At 66.1% G+C, this 15,469-nt stretch carries 16 protein-coding genes and 1 tRNA gene; 7 read left to right on the top strand and 10 right to left on the bottom strand.

The genetic code is table 11. The features are described from left to right. Nucleotides 1–33: 33 nt before the first annotated feature. The 4 genes from DXK93_RS24540 to DXK93_RS24525 all read right to left on the bottom strand — a co-directional run bounded on the left by DXK93_RS24540 (nt 34) and on the right by DXK93_RS24525 (nt 2,684). Nucleotides 34–1,002 carry a FecR family protein gene (locus DXK93_RS24540; RefSeq protein ID WP_125472061.1) on the bottom strand — a complete coding sequence of 323 codons (969 nt, stop codon included), beginning with the start codon at nt 1,000–1,002 and terminating at the stop codon, nt 34–36. Beyond that, on the bottom strand, nt 999–1,514 hold the full coding sequence (locus DXK93_RS24535; RefSeq protein ID WP_054457552.1) for a sigma-70 family RNA polymerase sigma factor: 516 nt from the start codon (nt 1,512–1,514) through the stop codon (nt 999–1,001). The genes DXK93_RS24540 and DXK93_RS24535 overlap by 4 nt, the downstream gene beginning before the upstream one ends. A 196-nt stretch (nt 1,515–1,710) precedes the next feature. Continuing rightward, nucleotides 1,711–1,786, bottom strand: a tRNA-Lys gene (locus DXK93_RS24530). 151 nt (nt 1,787–1,937) lie between these two features. Then, a complete protein-coding gene (locus DXK93_RS24525; protein WP_119451427.1) occupies nt 1,938–2,684 on the bottom strand; it encodes an SDR family oxidoreductase in 747 nt (248 codons plus the stop codon). 115 nt (nt 2,685–2,799) lie between these two features. On the opposite strand from DXK93_RS24525, the gene DXK93_RS24520 reads away from it, so the two are divergent. Then, entirely contained in the window at nt 2,800–3,417 is a 618-nt protein-coding gene (locus tag DXK93_RS24520) for a TetR/AcrR family transcriptional regulator (RefSeq protein WP_054457553.1), read from the top strand. Nucleotides 3,418–3,421: 4 nt separating this feature from the next. Further along, a complete protein-coding gene (locus DXK93_RS24515) occupies nt 3,422–5,011 on the top strand; it encodes a sensor domain-containing diguanylate cyclase (RefSeq protein ID WP_119451426.1) in 1,590 nt (529 codons plus the stop codon). Between the two features lie 3 nt (nt 5,012–5,014). On the opposite strand, the gene DXK93_RS24510 is transcribed toward DXK93_RS24515, so the two are convergent. Continuing rightward, nucleotides 5,015–7,102, bottom strand: coding sequence for an AsmA family protein (locus DXK93_RS24510; protein ID WP_119451425.1), 2,088 nt, complete (start codon nt 7,100–7,102; stop codon nt 5,015–5,017). Nucleotides 7,103–7,448: 346 nt separating this feature from the next. On the opposite strand from DXK93_RS24510, the gene DXK93_RS24500 reads away from it, so the two are divergent. Next, nucleotides 7,449–9,371, top strand: coding sequence for an LTA synthase family protein (locus DXK93_RS24500; RefSeq protein ID WP_119451424.1), 1,923 nt, complete (start codon nt 7,449–7,451; stop codon nt 9,369–9,371). 19 nt (nt 9,372–9,390) lie between these two features. Here the strand turns inward: DXK93_RS24500 and DXK93_RS24495 are convergent, their stop codons facing one another. Further along, nucleotides 9,391–9,996 (bottom strand): DNA-3-methyladenine glycosylase I, encoded by a 606-nt coding sequence (locus DXK93_RS24495; protein WP_119451423.1) that lies wholly within the window; start codon nt 9,994–9,996, stop codon nt 9,391–9,393. 239 nt (nt 9,997–10,235) lie between these two features. Here DXK93_RS24495 and DXK93_RS24490 point away from each other — a divergent pair, with 239 nt between their 5' ends. Further along, entirely contained in the window at nt 10,236–10,697 is a 462-nt protein-coding gene (locus DXK93_RS24490; RefSeq protein WP_059373686.1) for a YkgJ family cysteine cluster protein, read from the top strand. Between the two features lie 8 nt (nt 10,698–10,705). Here DXK93_RS24490 and DXK93_RS24485 read toward each other — a convergent pair whose 3' ends face one another. Both DXK93_RS24485 and DXK93_RS24480 read right to left on the bottom strand, forming a co-directional pair. Next, on the bottom strand, nt 10,706–11,569 hold the full coding sequence (locus tag DXK93_RS24485) for a carboxylesterase (protein WP_119451422.1): 864 nt from the start codon (nt 11,567–11,569) through the stop codon (nt 10,706–10,708). Between the two features lie 188 nt (nt 11,570–11,757). After that, nucleotides 11,758–12,540 (bottom strand): AraC family transcriptional regulator, encoded by a 783-nt coding sequence (locus DXK93_RS24480; protein WP_119451421.1) that lies wholly within the window; start codon nt 12,538–12,540, stop codon nt 11,758–11,760. A 104-nt stretch (nt 12,541–12,644) separates the two neighbouring features. Here DXK93_RS24480 and DXK93_RS24475 point away from each other — a divergent pair, with 104 nt between their 5' ends. The 3 genes from DXK93_RS24475 (at nt 12,645) to DXK93_RS24465 (ending at nt 13,899) form a co-directional block, all read left to right on the top strand. Beyond that, the gene (locus tag DXK93_RS24475; RefSeq protein ID WP_054457561.1) at nt 12,645–13,085 is read left to right on the top strand and encodes a Fur family transcriptional regulator; all 441 of its coding nucleotides are present in this window, start codon (nt 12,645–12,647) and stop codon (nt 13,083–13,085) included. Beyond that, nucleotides 13,082–13,501, top strand: a complete 420-nt coding sequence (locus DXK93_RS24470; protein ID WP_054457562.1) for a hypothetical protein — start codon at nt 13,082–13,084, stop codon at nt 13,499–13,501. Before DXK93_RS24475 ends, DXK93_RS24470 begins: the two co-directional genes overlap by 4 nt. 110 nt (nt 13,502–13,611) lie before the next feature. After that, entirely contained in the window at nt 13,612–13,899 is a 288-nt protein-coding gene (locus tag DXK93_RS24465) for an MSHA biogenesis protein MshH (protein ID WP_119451420.1), read from the top strand. Nucleotides 13,900–13,910: 11 nt separating this feature from the next. Here the strand turns inward: DXK93_RS24465 and DXK93_RS24460 are convergent, their stop codons facing one another. Continuing rightward, entirely contained in the window at nt 13,911–14,930 is a 1,020-nt protein-coding gene (locus tag DXK93_RS24460; RefSeq protein WP_119451419.1) for a fumarylacetoacetate hydrolase family protein, read from the bottom strand. Further along, nucleotides 14,927–15,469, bottom strand: a complete 543-nt coding sequence (locus DXK93_RS24455) for a VOC family protein (RefSeq protein ID WP_054457565.1) — start codon at nt 15,467–15,469, stop codon at nt 14,927–14,929. Before DXK93_RS24455 ends, DXK93_RS24460 begins: the two co-directional genes overlap by 4 nt.

Below are 15,469 nucleotides of genomic sequence, written 5' to 3'. Positions count from 1 at the left end.
ACCGCGACAGGGACAGCGGAATGCAGATTTTTTTCAACGACGCTGCACCAGCACCAGCCAGGACGTGTATCGGTTGACCGTGATGGGGAGGCTGGCCGCCAGCGATGCCAGGGCCTGATCGGGCGCTTCCAGCGGGAATACGCCCGACACGCGCAGGCCATCCAGAGAACCCGCGTCGTACTGCAGGCGCCCCTTGCGGTAGCGGCTCAGCTCCGCCAGTACATCGGCCAGTGGCTGGTTATCCACCACCAGGCTGTGCCGTGTCCAGGCTAGCGCCTGTTCTGCGTCTACTGGTTCAACCTCGCCGACTTGGCCCGCGCCCATGCGCACGCGCTGCCCCGCCGCCAGATCGGCGCACACCGGCGCGGGAGCCTGAGCGCAGGCCCGCACACGGGATTCCTGCACGACCACATCCGTATGGCCGTCGCCGCGCCGCACCGCATAACGCGTGCCCAGCGCCTGCGCCGTGCCGTCCGGCGTCTGCACCACGAAGGGCCGTCCCGCGTCCTCGTGCGCCACGTCGACGAGGATCTCTCCTTGCCGCAAGGTGATCAGCCGTTGCCGGGCATCGAAGCGCACGTCGATCGCCGAATCGCTGTTCAAGGTAATGCGGCTGTGGTCGTCCAGTTCGATGACGCGCCACTCGCCGACTCCGCTGCGGTGATCGGCCAGCAGCCAGGCCGGCGGCGCCATGCGCCACAGGCCGGCCCCACACACCAGCAATGCCAGCGCGGCCGCTCCCAGTGCGCGGCGGCCGGTACGCGGCTTGCGGTCGGCCTGCTCCAGGATGCGGCGGGCTGCCGCAGGCGAATCGAAGGCCGCGGCCCGGTCGAAACTTCCCCAAAGATCCTCAAGCCGGCGATAGACCCGTTCGTGCTCGGGATCCGCGGCCCGCCACCGCAGACAGGCTTCGCGGTCGGCGTCGCTCGCGCACTCATCGCGCAAGGTGGCCATCCATTGGGCCGCGTCCGCCACGACGCAAGGGATAGCCTCTGCCTTCACGCCGCCTCCATCACCAAGTAGCAATGGGCAAGCGCGCGCGCGACATACTGCTTCACCATGCTGGAAGAGACGCCCAGTTCGACCGCGATCTCGCCGTAGTTCCATCCCTCCAGCCGATGCAGCAGAAAGGCGCTGCGCGGCTTGGCGGGCAAGGCATCGAGCATGCGCGCCAGTTCCGCCAGGATCTCGACGGTTTCAAGCAACTGTTCGGGAGCGGGCGAGGTCTCGCCACCATGCAGGATGGCCCAGCTTTCCAGGCAAACCGCCTCAAGCTTGCGCCGCCGTGCGTCGTCGATCACCAGCCGGGTGGCGGTCGTCGTGAGGTAGGCGCGCGGCGTCCTGATCGCCGCCAGATCGTCGCGGCCGATCAACCGCACAAAGGTGTCCTGCGCGAAATCAGCCGCGTCGCAGGACGAGCCCAGCTTGCGGCGCAGCCACCCGACCAGCCAGCCATGATGATCGCTGTACCAGGTCAACAAGGCCGCGTGGCGGGCGGTATCGGGAGCGGACATGGTGCGCGCGAGGAAATACTGGAATAAGAATGATTAGCAATCATATCAAAGTCCATGCCCCGCCATCGCGCTTTTTCCACCGCTGCGCGGATGCGTTTTCCCTACACCCGGCGATTCACGCAGCCTGCCCTGACATCAGCTTGACGCGGCAAAAACAAAAGGCCGTTGACGATGACGTCAACGGCCTTTGAAATTCTGGTGGGCTGTGAGTGGCTCGAACACTCGACCTACGGATTAAGAGTCCGCTGCTCTACCAACTGAGCTAACAGCCCTGCAACTTCACTCAGTCTCGTCCGCTTTGCTGCGCGTTGTTTAGTCCGCTGCCGCTGCGTTTCGTTATGTGTGTAGTGCGAAGAAGAAAGATTATATGCAGCTTTTTTGGTTTGTGCAAGTCAGGTGGAAAAAACTTTTTCCAGACCGGCCTCAAGCCGCAAATCCGCCGTCCACCGCCAGGCTCGCACCCGTGACGTAGCGCCCTTCCGGCCCGGCCAGGAACGCCACCATGCCGGCGATGTCGCGCGCTTCGCCGTAGTGCGGCAAGGACAGCACCGCCACCAGATCCGCCGCATGCGCGCCGTCGGCGGGATTCATGTCGGTGTCGATCGGGCCGGGGTGCACTACGTTGGCGGTGATGCCACGTGCGCCCAGGTCGCGCGCCAGGCCCTGGGTCAGGCCGACCAGCGCGGACTTGCTGGCGGCATACAGCGCGACACCGGCGCGGCCCGCGCGGCCTGCCAGGCAGCTGCCGATGTTGATGATGCGTCCGCCGTCCGGCATGGACGCCTGTACCGCCTGGATGGCGACGAAGGGCGCGCGCACGTTGATGTCCATGGTGCGTTCGTAGTCGTCGAGGCTGGTCTCGCCTATCGCGCCGGTCAGGAAGATGCCGGCGTTGTTGACCAGCACGTCGATAGGGCCCAGCTCGGCGATGGCCCGGTCGACCGCGCCGCGGACTGCGGACGCGTCTGCCGCATCTGCCTGGATGGCGAGCGCGCGGCGCCCGTCCACCGACAGTTCACGCGCCAGCGCCTGCGCACCGGCGGCCGAGGAGGCGCTCACGTAAGTGAACGCCACGTCGGCGCCATCGGCTGCAAGGCGGCGCACGATGGCGGCCCCGATACCCCGGCTGCCGCCGGTGACGAAGGCAATTTTTCCAGTCAGATTCGGCATTGCGATACCCATATTTGTAGTGATCAGTACAAATATATTCGCCGAGCCCTCCATCGCCCGTCAACTATTTTTTTATCAATCACCACAAAAATCCCTGCCGGGTAAAATCACGCCTATGGCAGAACGTGGGCGCCCCAGGAACTTCGACCGTGCCCAGGCCTTGCGCAAGGCCATGGACGTCTTCTGGTCGAAGGGATATGACGGAGCATCGCTGACCGACCTCACGGCGGCGATGGGCATCAACTCGCCCAGCCTCTATGGCGCATTCGGCTCAAAGGAAGGACTATTCCGCGAAGCGGTGGAGCTCTACCGCGAGACCGAGGGTGGCTCGGCCCGGCGTGCGCTGCAAGAAGCGCCCACGGCGCGCGAAGCCATCCAGTCCATGCTGCTGGCGTCCGCCGAACGCTTCACCGCTCCCGGCACGCCCTCGGGCTGCATGATCGTGCTGAGCGCGCCGGCAGGCTGCGTAAATCCGGCCGGCGTGGGCGACTTCCTGGGCGACAACCGCCGCGACATGCAAAGCCGCATCCTGGCCCGCCTCAATGCCGGCGCCTCGCATGGCGAACTGCCGGCCGGCGCCGACCTCAAGAGCCTGGCCGCCTTCTACACCACCGTGCTGCACGGCATGTCGATCCAGGCGCGCGACGGCGCCAGCCGCAAGACCTTGCAAGCCGTGGCCAGACAGGCAATGAGAGCCTGGGACGCGCTGACCGAAAGCATACCCAACGGATAACGTCATGTTCCGGATCAATCTGCGGCATCTCATCCTGTGGATCAGCTTGCTGTCGGTTGTGCTCGCGCTGATGGGCAGCCTGCATGCCAGCTACCTGGTGCAGCGCGACCTTCTGCTGCGCACCGCGCTGGAACTCAATCAGGCCTACGCGTCCAAGCTGGCTTCCGTGACCGACGTGTTCCTGACCGACCTCAGAAACTATCTGTCGTATAGCGCGGAAATGCTGGCCGACATGGAAGTGCACCCCGAACACATGGTGGCCGAGACGCAGCGGCAGGAACGGCAACTCGGCCAATTCAACTCCACGTTTGTCGTGTCGCCGCAAGGCAAGGTACTGGCGGCATCGACATCAGACCGCGCGTTACTGGGCCAGCAGCTGAACAGCGAGGCCGTCAGGCGCGCGCAGGCAACCTTGCTCCCCACGGTCAGCCCTCCGTTCCTGGACCTCAAGAACCGCTGGCTGATCCTGTACACCCACCCTATTTTCTCGGCCGACCACCGCTATCTGGGGTTTCTCGGCGGCACTCTCTACCTGCATGAGCACAACATGCTGGATCACCTGCTGAGCCAGCACTTCTACCGCGGCGACTCCTCTCTTTACGTCATCGATCGCAACGGCACCCTGATCTATCACCCCGACCGCGGCCGGTTGGGACAAAGCGTCTCCAAATCCGACGCGTTCGCCCCCGCCTTGCGGGGCGAAACCGGTGAAATGCGCTTCACCGACGACGACGGCCACGCCTTGCTGACGGGCTATGCGCCAGTGCCCGGCATGGGCTGGAGCATCATCGCGCAACGCCACGTCGACGCCACGTTGCAGCCCCTGGGCGATCTGCTTCTGACCACGGCTCTCCATACCTTGCCCCTGCTGCTGCTTTCCGTGGCCTCCATCTGGCTGCTGTCGCGCTGGATCGCCCGGCCGCTAGGCGAACTGGCCGGCATCGCCAAGCACATGCAGAACGCGGATTCGGCGGATCGCATCCGCGACGTGCGCTCCTGGTACTTTGAAGCCGCGCAACTCAAGCGCGCGCTGCTGGCGGGCCTGTCCTCGATCCATCACAAGATCCGCGACCTGCGCCGTGAAACCACCACGGATACCTTGACGGGCCTCTTGAACCGGCGAGGAATGGACGAGGCGCTGGCGCTGCTGCAAGCCGAGAAGCAACCGGTGGCCGCCGTGGTCATCGACATTGACCACTTCAAGCACATCAATGACCACTACGGCCACGCGGTGGGAGACCGCGCACTGCAGTCCCTGGCCAAGCTGATGGGCGAAGGTTCGCGCAGCGGCGACACCGTGGCGCGCGCCGGCGGCGAAGAATTCGTCATGCTGCTGCCCGGCGCACCCCTGGAAGCCGCCATCGCGCTGGTCGAGCGGCTGCGCCAGCGCATTGCCACGGAGCCGGGCGCCGTCGCCACGCCCCTCACCATTTCGGCAGGCGTGGCGGCCTACCCCGCACATGGCGCGACGCTCGACGCCGTACTACAGCGCGCCGACCAGGCGCTCTACTACGCCAAGAACCATGGCCGCAACGCCGTCTGCGTCGCGGACGACGATGCCCAGGCCGGAGCGCGCCGGGCCTCCCCGGCCTGAGTCCTATTTGCCTTTGGGCTGAGCGGGCGGCGGGGCCTTGGGCGGCACGCGCATCTCCTTCAGCAAGGGACCGCAGGCATTGTCGTCGGTGGTGCTGGGCGCAACCAGCGCCAACAGCCCGGCGGCCGGCGTCAGCAGTACGCCCAGGGCCACCATGCCCGCGCCACGCGCCGCCAGCGGCAACACATGCACGCCTACGTCCGGCGATCCGAACGTACCCCGCACATACAAGGGAGAGCGCAGCGAGAAGATGCGGAAGCCCTTGCTGTCCGGGGTGATGTCCAGGTCCATCTTCTCGTTCTTGAAGTCAGCCGTGCCGGTAATGCTGATCAGCGCGTTCTCGGTGTCGAACACGAACACGCGCGGCGTCATGACGCCGTTCTTCATTTCCAGATCGGCCGCGCCGCAATTGATCTTCACCTCGTCGTCGCCGAACAGCTTGGAGACGACGTAGTTGCCCACGTTGAGCCCCGCGATCTCCATCAGGCTGCGGCTGATGACGCCATCGTTGACCAGCATTTTCACATCGCCCGTCGCCGTGCCCAGCAAGGCGGCCACCGAATTCCCCGCGCCGCTCACCGCCATGTCGCCATTCAGCTCGCCCAGCGTTTTCTGCATGGCGGCTGTGGCGGGAAACAGCTGCTTGAGCCGCAGGCGGCGCGCGCTGATGTCCACGCGCCCGGTCAGGGTCGAGCCGGAGCCGTCCAGCCGTATGGTGGAATTGATGTTGCCGCCGGCCATGCCGAAGCGCAGGGGGTCGAGCGTCAGCTTGCCGTCCTGCAGCACCAGGTGCACGGACAGGTCCGACAGCGGCAGCTTGCTGTCGTGCACGATGCGGCCGGCGTCCAGCGCAACGTCCGCATCCATGTCACGCCAGCGGTCGGTGCGGAATGCCTGCGTGGGCAGCACCTTGCCGCCCTTGGGCTTGGCCGGCGCGTCCTTGGCCTTGTCCGTTGCGGCGCCCGCCACCTTGCCCGACGGCACGCCGATCAGCGGCCCCAGGTCCTCCATGCGCAATTGTTTGGAGGAAAGCTTGCCGGTCAGCTTGGGCCGGGGCATACCCAGTGCGAAGCTGATGTCGCCATGCAGATCGCTGTTGCCTACCTTGCCGTTGAAATCCTTGTAGTCGAACACCGCCCCGCCGGGATTGCGCAGCTTGGCCACCAGATGGCCGTCAGTGGAATACGGCGGCGTGTCCGGCAGGGTGACACCCGTCAGCGGATACAGCTGCGCCATGGACGCGCCCGACAGCTTCAAACGCAGATCCAGCGAGCCAAGATTGACCGGATCGGTCAAGGTCCCCGCGACTGACGCCCGGGTACCGCCGATGGTCACGTCCGCCTGCACAGGAAAAGGCTGGCTGGCGTCCTGCAGGGCAAGCATGCCGCCAACCTTGCCTTCGCCCTTGGTGGCCAGGCCCTTGAACTTGCCGTCCAGCTTCCAGCCGAATACGTAGTCGCGCGGCGACGTCGCGGCGCCACCCTCCGGTGCCGCGAAGGCCGCCCCGGCTACGTCCGCGAACGGCACTGGCTTGCCCAGCGGATCCACCATCACGGTCAGGTCCGCCTTGAGGACTTCGTCCACCAGCGCCGCGCGGCCCTTGTCAAAGCCGATCTCGTTGATGTCCAGCACCCAGGGCGAAGGCTCGCCGGTTTCTGGCAACGCAAATTCCCAGTTGGCGCGGCCGTCAGCCAGGCGCTGCAAATCGGCGGCGGGTTCGGTCAGCTGGATGCGGCGGATGACCACGCGCTGGCGCAACAGCGGCAGGAGCGCCAGGCTGAACTCGCCGCGCTTGAGGGTTGCGAACTGGGGGGCCTTGGCCCAGGGCACATTGGCCACCGAGATATCGTTGGCAATCACATGCGGCCATGGCACCCAGGCCCGCCAGCTGCCTTCATCGGGCTCGCGAGTCCATTTGACGCTGAGATCGCCGTTGATGGCAAAGGGGCGTCCGATCGCGGCGCTGGCCCGTTCGTTGATGAAGGGCTTGGCGCGGTTCCAGTCGAAGGTGGCGATCACCGCCACCAAAATCGCCACGAGGAGCGCCGCTCCCCCTACAATCCCGATCGCTATTTTTCCTGAGCGCGTCATGGTTATTATCCTTGGCATTGCGGCCGGCGCACCGCTACCGGCCCTCGTTACCTTTAAGGGTATCGCGGCCCGCAGGGCCAGCCAGGCTTTCCGGCCCCATAATGTGTGCGGATTTTTCCTCGCCCGGCTCTCCAGGCGGTGGCGCCCGGCGCGTGCCAGCCGGGGTTTGCGCAGCATGGCGCGTGCCCAGCCCTGGGACGGTCGGTTACAAACCGAAATGGCTTCCTACGGCGAAATGTGACCCAGACGTCGGCGCCTACCGAATTTTCGACGCCGGTCACGCTCAAATGCCTGAACGACAGACCCCGGCCCCTCTGACCGGGCAGCAGAACAACCTGGAGGCCCGATGCGGCATTCGACCTTGATTTTCGTGGTAGCGGCATTTGCGCTGCTGACGCTCAGCCGCCTGGCGCTGGCCGCCTGGCAGTCCAAGCGCGTGCGCGATGCCGGGGGGCTCCTCCCCCTGCTGCTCGGCGGGCTGCGCATCGACGCGCACCAGATCGCCGTGCTGGCGGCGCTGCCGGCCGTGCTGTCGCCCTTGTTCGGACACATCCCGCTGGCCGCCACGCTGGCCGGCTACTGGTATTTGGTCGCCTTCATCCTGCTGGCCTTCCTGGAAGTTGCCACCCCGCCCTTCATCCTGGAATACGACTCCCGCCCCAACCGCCTGTTCGTCGAATACCTGAAGCATCCGCGCGAAGTCTCCGGCATGCTCTGGCGCGGCTACAAGGGCGCACTGGTGGGCGGTCTGGCCGTCGTGGCCCTCATTGGGTGGGGCGCCTACGGCCTGTTCGGCCACGCCCTGCCCGATGCGCAACTGAGCTGGTGGCAGATGCCGCTAGCCAGTCTGGCGATCCTGGCCATCGTCATCCTGGCCATCCGCGGCACGCTGGGCCACCGCCCGATCAACCCGTCCTCGGTCGCCTATAGCTCGGACGGCATGCTCAACACGCTGGCGTTGAACTCGCTCTATAACGTGTTCTATGCCGTCTACAGCATGAAGAACGAAAAGTCCGCCTCCGCCGTGTACGGCGGCATGGACGACGACAAGATGCACGCGAGGGTGCTGGCCCAGGCCGGCCTGCCCAACCCGCCCGCCAACCCCGACTACCCCAGCCTGCACCGCCAGGTGGCCACCCGCAAAACGGCGCGGCCGCTGAACCTCGTGATCATCCTGGAAGAAAGCCTGGGCGCGCAGTATTGCGCCGGCCTGGGCGGAGCCGACCTGACGCCGGAACTGGACGCCCTGGCGCGCGAAGCCTGGACCTTCACCCGCGCCTATGCCACCGGCACCCGCTCGGTGCGCGGGCTGGAAGCGGTGGTCACGGGCTTTCTGCCCACTCCGGCGCAGGCGGTGCTGAAGCTGCCGCGCTCGCAGCGCGGCTTCTTCTCGCTGGCCGACCTGCTCGGACGCCATGGCTACCATTCGCGCTTCATCTACGGCGGCGAATCGCACTTCGACAACATGAAGGGCTTCTTCCTGGGCAACGGTTTCAAGCAGATCGTGGACCGGCCCGATTTCGTGGACCCGGCCTTCGTCGGCACCTGGGGCGCGTCGGACGAAGACATGTTCAAACAGCTGGACCGGCTGCTGCGCGAAGACGGCGACCAGCCCACCTTCACGCTGGCCTTCAGCGTGTCCAACCATTCGCCCTGGGAGTACCCGGCAGGCCGCATCCAGACCGACGGCAACCCGGCCACCGTGGAAAACACCGTGCGCTACGCCGACTGGGCGCTGGGCCGCTTCTTTGAACGCGCCAAAGCCTCGCCGTACTGGGAAAACACCGTGTTCCTGATAGCGGCGGACCACGATTCCCGCGTCTTCGGCGCCAGCCTGGTGCCCGTGCGCCACTTCCATATTCCGGCCGTGATCCTGGGCGCCGGCATCGAGCCGCGCCGCGACGACCGCCTGATCAGCCAGATCGACCTGGCGCCGACCCTGCTGTCGCTGATAGGCGTGGACACCGAGCACCCGATGATCGGCCACGACCTTACCCGCAGCACGCCAGGCCGGGCGATCATGCAGTACGACAACACCTACGGCTATCTGAAGGAAGACGATCTGCTGGTGATGGCGCCCAACAAGACGCCGCTGCAATATCGCTACACGGCGCCCGAGGAATACGCACCCGTGCCGCTGGATCCCGAGTTGGCGGCCGAGGCGCTGGCGCATGCGCTGTGGCCCAGCTGGGCCTATCGCGAAGGCCGCTACAGCCTGCCGGAACAGGCTGGCGCATCCTCCGCCTCCGGCGACAAGCCGGCCCTGTGAGTTCCCTGCCCCGCGGCCGCTACGCCGGCCGCTTGAACGCTTTGCGGGCTTTCTCGCTGGCGGCGTGGCAATGGCAATCAGGGCTGTGGTCATTCACCATGCCCACCGACTGCATGAAAGCGTAGACGGTGGTGGGCCCGACAAATTTCCAGCCCAGTTTCTTCAGCGCCTTGGACAAGGCCTCGGATTGCGCCGAGGTCGAAGCGCCGCGGGTCGACGGCGCCCCCTTCGGGGCTTCGAAACGCCACAGGTAGGCGCCCAGCGAGCCTTCGCGCTCGATCATTTCCAGCGCACGGGCGGCATTGTTGATGACGGCTTCGATCTTGCCGCGATGGCGCACGATGCCGGCGTCGTCCAGCAGCCTCAACACCTCTTTTTCGCCGAAGCGCGCCACCTTGGCGGGCTCGAAGTTGGCGAAGCCGCGGCGGAAGGCGTCGCGCTTGGACAGGATGGTGCGCCAGCTCAACCCCGACTGGAATCCTTCCAGGCAAAGCTGCTCGAACAGCGCCCGGTCGTCGCCCTCGGGGTAGCCCCATTCAGTGTCGTGGTAGGCCATGTACTCGGCGGACGTGTCCACCCAGCCGCAACGGATCAGACCGTCGGGGGATTCGATGTTGGCGTTCAAGGCAGGCTCCTGGGCGCTATCGGGGCTACCGATGCTACCGCAGCAACGTCCCCGATAAAAGTCCGCCCATGCGCAAAAAAAGCATGGCGGCCGCCGATCATATCCCGCTACTATTTGCAGCCCTGATCCCGCGCCGGCCCTGTCCGCGCGCATCCCGGCGCTGCACGGGGGGTCTGCATCATGCAGCCCGTTTTGCGAGCCAGCCGGGGCCTGGACAGGTTTTCAGCCTTCCGCGCGCCATGTCCCTGCTAGAGTCCTCTCTCATTTCCTTCGTCTCTCCCGCCGTCCTGGCAGGCGACGACCCGGCCGCCAACCCCTGTCTGGACTGCGGGGCGTGCTGTGCGCATTTCAGGGTGTCGTTCTATTGCGGCGAACTGGCAGGCGAGAACGGCGGCCATGTGCCGGTGGAACTGGTCACCCAGATGAGCCCGCTGCGCGCGTGCATGAAGGGCACGGAAACCGGCGGCGGCCGCTGCATCTCGCTGCGCGGCGAACTCGGCCAGCCCGGCATCCATTGCGCCATCTACGAAAACCGCCCCACGCCGTGCCGGGAATTCGACATCTGGATGCCGGACGGCTCGCCCAATCCGGATTGCCAGCGCCTACGCCTGGCGCTGGGATTGGCCCCGGTGCCGCCCCGGCCGGACGCCGAGAACGACCCGCAAGGCCCGCTGCACCCCAACCAGCCCGCCGCGGCCTGAGTCGGGTTTCAGCCGGCGCAGGAATGGCCGGCCTGCGCCAGCATCGCCTGCCTCGAGCAGACATCGGCCGCGGGGGCCCGAACCCGCTTGCGCATTCGGACGATGTCGGGGTCCTTGCCCAGGAAGCCCAGCACATTGCGCATCACGCGTTCGCGCTCCTGGTCCACGCAGATCATGTGATAGCTGTCCTCCAGCATCACCACCGTCGACTGGGATATGCGCCGCTCCAGGAAGCGGGCTGAGCGCGGACTGGTCAGCTCGTCCTCTTCCGCATGCATGATCAAAGTCGGGCAGCGCATGCGCTCCAGCCCGCGCCGCACCATGCCGCGCAACCGGTCCACCTGGCGCACGCAAGCCAGCGGCACCCACTGGTAATGGAAACCGTCGCCGCGCGCGAACCCCGCCTTGATGAAGGCGCGCACCAGTTCGCTCTTGACTCCATATGGATCTTCCTCGCGCACGCGAATCCGCCGCCGCAGGCCCGGCAGGCGATACACCAGATAGCGCACGGCCCGGTACCAGGGCGTGCTCCATCCATCCAGGAACACCGGCGCGGACAGCGACACCAACGCGCCGCGCGTGTGCGATTCGCGCTTGCATAGCTCCACCGCCAGCAGCGCCCCCAGGCACATGCCGATGACATGCAGTACCTCGTATTGCGCACAAAGTTCGCGATAGCGCTGCGTGACCACCGCCATCCAGTCCTCGACCGTCACATCAAGCAGGTCTTCCGGACAACCGGCATGGCCGGGCAAGGTCACGCCGTGGGGTTCGACCCCGGCGCGCGCCAGCACCTTGTGCATGGCGCCCATGTCGAATTCGGTGCCGCCCAAGCCGTGGATAAGCAGCGCGCCGACGCGTTGCTGGCTCACGGCGCACTCCCGGCCGGCGGCAACGCCAATAAAAACAAGTCATTCATGAAACACCCCTGAAGCATGGCGGGCAGGACGAAAAGGCCTGTCCGACCCTGGCGTCATACTAGGCAGGGGGTGTCCGGGAAGATCGGCAAAACTGTCGGAGAACCGTGAAAATCCGTAAAGCCCACGGCCGGGGGGCTGAACTACTCGCGTTCGGCCAGGTAGCGCGTAGGCGTCACGCCGAAAGCGGCGCGGAAGCTGCCGATGAAGGCGCTGGTGCTCTCGTAACCCACCGAGAGGCCGGCCTCGGTGACCGAGCCGCCGCGGCAAAGCAGCTCCAGGGCGCGCAACAGGCGCGCCTGCTGGCGCCATTGCCCCAGCGTGACGCCCGTTTCCTGGCGGAAGCGGCGCATCAGCGTGCGCGAGGACATGCTCAGGCGCTGCGCCCACTCATCGATGCCGGCGGTGTCGTCTGGCCGGTCCAGCAGCGTATTGGCCAGATCCTGCAAACGCGGATCGACAGGCATGGGCAACAGCACGGGTTCATGCTCGCGCTGCTTGAGCTCTTCCAGCAGCACGTCGAACAACTGTTCCTGGTAGGCGGGAGACAAGGTCGTGTTCGGCTGGACCGACGTGAAGCGGTCCATCAGGGCTTCGATCAGCCTGGACGCGGGCCAGGAGCGGCAGCGGTCCGGCAGGCGCCCGCAGGCATCGCGGCGCACGTACAGGAAGGACCCGCGCGCCTCGCCGAACCAGCGCGCGCCGTGCTGCACGCCGGGCGGAATCCAGCCCAAACTGCCCGGCATCACCGTCCAAACCTGGGCGCCCGCCTGCACCAGTACCAGCCCCTCGTGCACGAGCACCAGCATGCCCTCGTCATGGACATGAGAGGGTACGGCAATGCCTTTGGATTCACGCCGTCCCTGGACGCTGAACGGCGTCAGCAATACGTCCGGCAGGGGAGGCGCAACGGCCACGTGAAGCATGGTTGGCAGGTTTGAGCTACAGGTTGACGGTTTCCGGTGAGCGGATCCAGTTGGAAATGTACATCATTCTCACCTGGATATCAGCCACGCAAGGAAAACCTCCCATGGACCACTCAAGACTGCGCCATGCCGGCATCAAGGCCACCTTCCCGCGCATGAAGATCCTGGATCTCTTCTATCAGCACGCCGGCCTGCACATGAGCCCGGCCGACATCTACCGCAACCTGCTCTCGGACAGCAGCAACATCGGACTGGCCACCGTTTATCGCGTCATCACGCAACTTGAAGGCGCCGGCCTGCTCAAACGAACTCAGCTCGACGCTCACACCACCGTGTACGAGCTCAACGACAAAGGACACCACGATCATCTGGTCTGCACCGATTGCGGACGGATCCTTGAGTCCAGCGACCCGGCCATGGGCCAGCTGGTCAGGAAGATCGCCAAGCGCAGCGGCTTCCTGCTGGACTCCTACAGCCTGGTGCTTTACGGCCACTGCGGCTGCGGCAAGAACGCCGCCGCCCTTCCTCACGGAGAATTCGAATGAACCACGAACAGTTTTTCTTCCACGACCTGTCCCAGTTTCCCATCGTCACGTCCAGGCATGGCGGCGCGCCCGACGGCTATTCCGCCAGCTGGATACGCGAAATGGAAATGCTGGTAAACAACCCCCAGAGCTTCGTCATGGTCGTGCCCGACATGCGGCAGGAAGCCGGCCAGGCCGACCGCAAGGCCATGATCGAATGGCAGACCGCCAACATGCCGCGCCTGAAGGCCCGCTGCCGGGCATTCATCGCCGTGGAGGGCAATGCCGAAGCGTTGGACAAGATCCGCAAGCGCGGCGAAAAGATGACCCGCGCCTTCGGCGTGCCATTCCTGGCCGTGGCCACCGTCGGCCAGGCGGCGCAATGCGCCCGCGAACTGCTGGGCCAGTCGGGTCCGGGGGGCTTTATCGTCGACTAGAAGGGCCCGTCGATTTAAGAGTTGGCCGCCAGCGCCGTTGTCCATTGATGTCAGGGCGCTGGTACCCGCCGGGTTGCGCGCCCCTTCAACCCCAGGACCGGCCGCCCAGCATGAATCGCGCACTCGCCTGCATTTTTTGCCAATCGACGCTTGCGCAAGGCGCCCCGCTGCTCGAACAGAACGGTGCAGCCATCTGCAAGACCTGTGCCGACAGCTTCTCGGCCCGGTTCTCCGAACGCGCCTGGACCATGGCGGCCAGCCTGCAGGAACAGCTCGACGTGCTGCTGGACGAAAGCCGGCGCGCCCTGGCCCATAGCGAATTGATGGCCGAGCGCGCCCGCAGCTGCGGCCTGAACCTGCACGATCTGTCGGCCATGCCGGCGCGCACCCTGTCCTGAAATCCCCGCCGTCAGCGCCCTCCTCCTGCGATTTGCACACGTTGGTCGATGGCGCCGAACGGCGCATCGCCATCCGGTCCGCGCGCCAGGATGCGCACGCGATCGCCATGCCGCAGGTAGGGCGGCAGCCGCGCTTCCGGCACTCCGTCGAGCTGCGCGCGAACCCGCGCTTCGGTAATGCAGGCGCTGCCCGCGCCCGGATCCGCATTGCTGATGGTCCCCGCGCCGATGATGCTGCCTGCCGCCAGGCTGCGCGTCCTGGCAAGGTGCGCGATGATCTGTGCGAAGTTGAAGACGATCTCGCTATTGGCGTGAGGCTCGCCGAAGCGCTCGCCGTTGATCTCGATGCGCACGGGCAGGTCCAGCATGCAATCCTTCCAGGCGGCGCCCAGCGCGTCCGGCGTCACCGCGATGGGCGCAAAGCTGGTCGCCGGCTTGCTCTGGTAGAACCCAAAGCCCTTGGAGAGCTCACCCGGAATCAGCCCGCGCAGTGACACGTCGTTGAGCAGGACCACCAGCGCGATCAAATCGGCGGCCCGGGCGGCATCGGTGCCCATGGGCACATCCTTGGTGATCACGGCGACCTCGGCTTCCAGGTCGACCTGATGGGCCTCGTCGATCGCCACGATGGCGTCCTGCGGCCCGATCATCACGTCCGACCCGCCCTGGTACACCAGCGGCTCCTCTTCGTAGCGCGGCGGGATGGGCTCCCGGCGCCACTGGTAGATCAAGCGCGCATGATTGCGGTAGACGGAGGCATCCGCCCACTGATAGGCCCGTGGCAACGGGGCCATGCACTGGCTGGCGTCGAACGCGCCCGCTCCCGCCCACTCGGCGGCGTCGAGCTCCTGCGCGTGGCGGGCGAGCTGCGGCGCCAGCGCATCCCAATCATCCAGCAGGGTTTGCAGCGTAGCGGCGCAGCTCCCCGCGGATATCCATCGCAGGCCCGACGGGCTCACCAGCATCAGCTCGCCGTCACGCGTGCCGTTCCTGCGCGTCGCCACGCGCAATGGCAAGGCAGGCTTGGTCATGCCAGTCTCCCCGGCGCCGCCGCGGCGCCCCGCTTGTCCTCGGTCCAGCGGTCCAGCGCCGCGCGGGCCTCCCGCACATAGCCCTCGACGACTTCGGGCGCGGCCACTTCGACCGTCAGCTCCAGCCGCAGGCCGTTGGGATCGAAGAAATAGATCGATTCGATGTAGCTGTCGTGGTCCGTAACGCCGACCACTTCCACGCCATGGGCCTCCAGCCGCGCCTTCATGGCAAGCAGATCGTCGCGCTGCGGCACCCGCAGGGCTATGTGATTGACCCACCCGGGCGTGTTCGGCGATGGCAGCGCCGCGGTCTGGTCGCCCAGGTCGAAAAACGCGATGCAGGAGCCGTCCCGCATGCGGAAAAAAATATGCACATAGGGGCAGAATTCACCGGTGCTGGGCACGGAGTCCTTCTTGATGACATGCACCAGCGGCAAGCCCAACAGGTCTTCGTAGAAGCGTCGGGTCTCCTCGGCATCCCGGCAGCGCCAGGCGAAGTGATGCAGTCCCTGCACGGGACGAGCGGCGGTATGGTCCAT

This window comes from Achromobacter sp. K91 (assembly GCF_003576205.1).
In the GTDB taxonomy this organism is placed as follows: domain Bacteria; phylum Pseudomonadota; class Gammaproteobacteria; order Burkholderiales; family Burkholderiaceae_B; genus Achromobacter; species Achromobacter aegrifaciens.
The sequence above is the reverse complement of the archived record's forward strand: the minus strand, read 5'-3'. Positions and strand labels throughout refer to the sequence as shown.

Coding starts and splice junctions, on each gene's coding strand:
- DXK93_RS24535 (WP_054457552.1), bottom strand. CDS start 1,514: ATGTCCGCTCCCGATACCGCCCGCCACGCGGCCTTGTTGACCTGGTAC.
- DXK93_RS24525 (WP_119451427.1), bottom strand. CDS start 2,684: ATGCCGAATCTGACTGGAAAAATTGCCTTCGTCACCGGCGGCAGCCGG.
- DXK93_RS24520 (WP_054457553.1), top strand. CDS start 2,800: ATGGCAGAACGTGGGCGCCCCAGGAACTTCGACCGTGCCCAGGCCTTG.
- DXK93_RS24515 (WP_119451426.1), top strand. CDS start 3,422: ATGTTCCGGATCAATCTGCGGCATCTCATCCTGTGGATCAGCTTGCTG.
- DXK93_RS24510 (WP_119451425.1), bottom strand. CDS start 7,102: ATGACGCGCTCAGGAAAAATAGCGATCGGGATTGTAGGGGGAGCGGCG.
- DXK93_RS24500 (WP_119451424.1), top strand. CDS start 7,449: ATGCGGCATTCGACCTTGATTTTCGTGGTAGCGGCATTTGCGCTGCTG.
- DXK93_RS24490 (WP_059373686.1), top strand. CDS start 10,236: ATGTCCCTGCTAGAGTCCTCTCTCATTTCCTTCGTCTCTCCCGCCGTC.
- DXK93_RS24480 (WP_119451421.1), bottom strand. CDS start 12,540: ATGCTTCACGTGGCCGTTGCGCCTCCCCTGCCGGACGTATTGCTGACG.
- DXK93_RS24475 (WP_054457561.1), top strand. CDS start 12,645: ATGGACCACTCAAGACTGCGCCATGCCGGCATCAAGGCCACCTTCCCG.
- DXK93_RS24470 (WP_054457562.1), top strand. CDS start 13,082: ATGAACCACGAACAGTTTTTCTTCCACGACCTGTCCCAGTTTCCCATC.
- DXK93_RS24465 (WP_119451420.1), top strand. CDS start 13,612: ATGAATCGCGCACTCGCCTGCATTTTTTGCCAATCGACGCTTGCGCAA.
- DXK93_RS24460 (WP_119451419.1), bottom strand. CDS start 14,930: ATGACCAAGCCTGCCTTGCCATTGCGCGTGGCGACGCGCAGGAACGGC.
- DXK93_RS24455 (WP_054457565.1), bottom strand. CDS start 15,469: ATGGACCATACCGCCGCTCGTCCCGTGCAGGGACTGCATCACTTCGCC.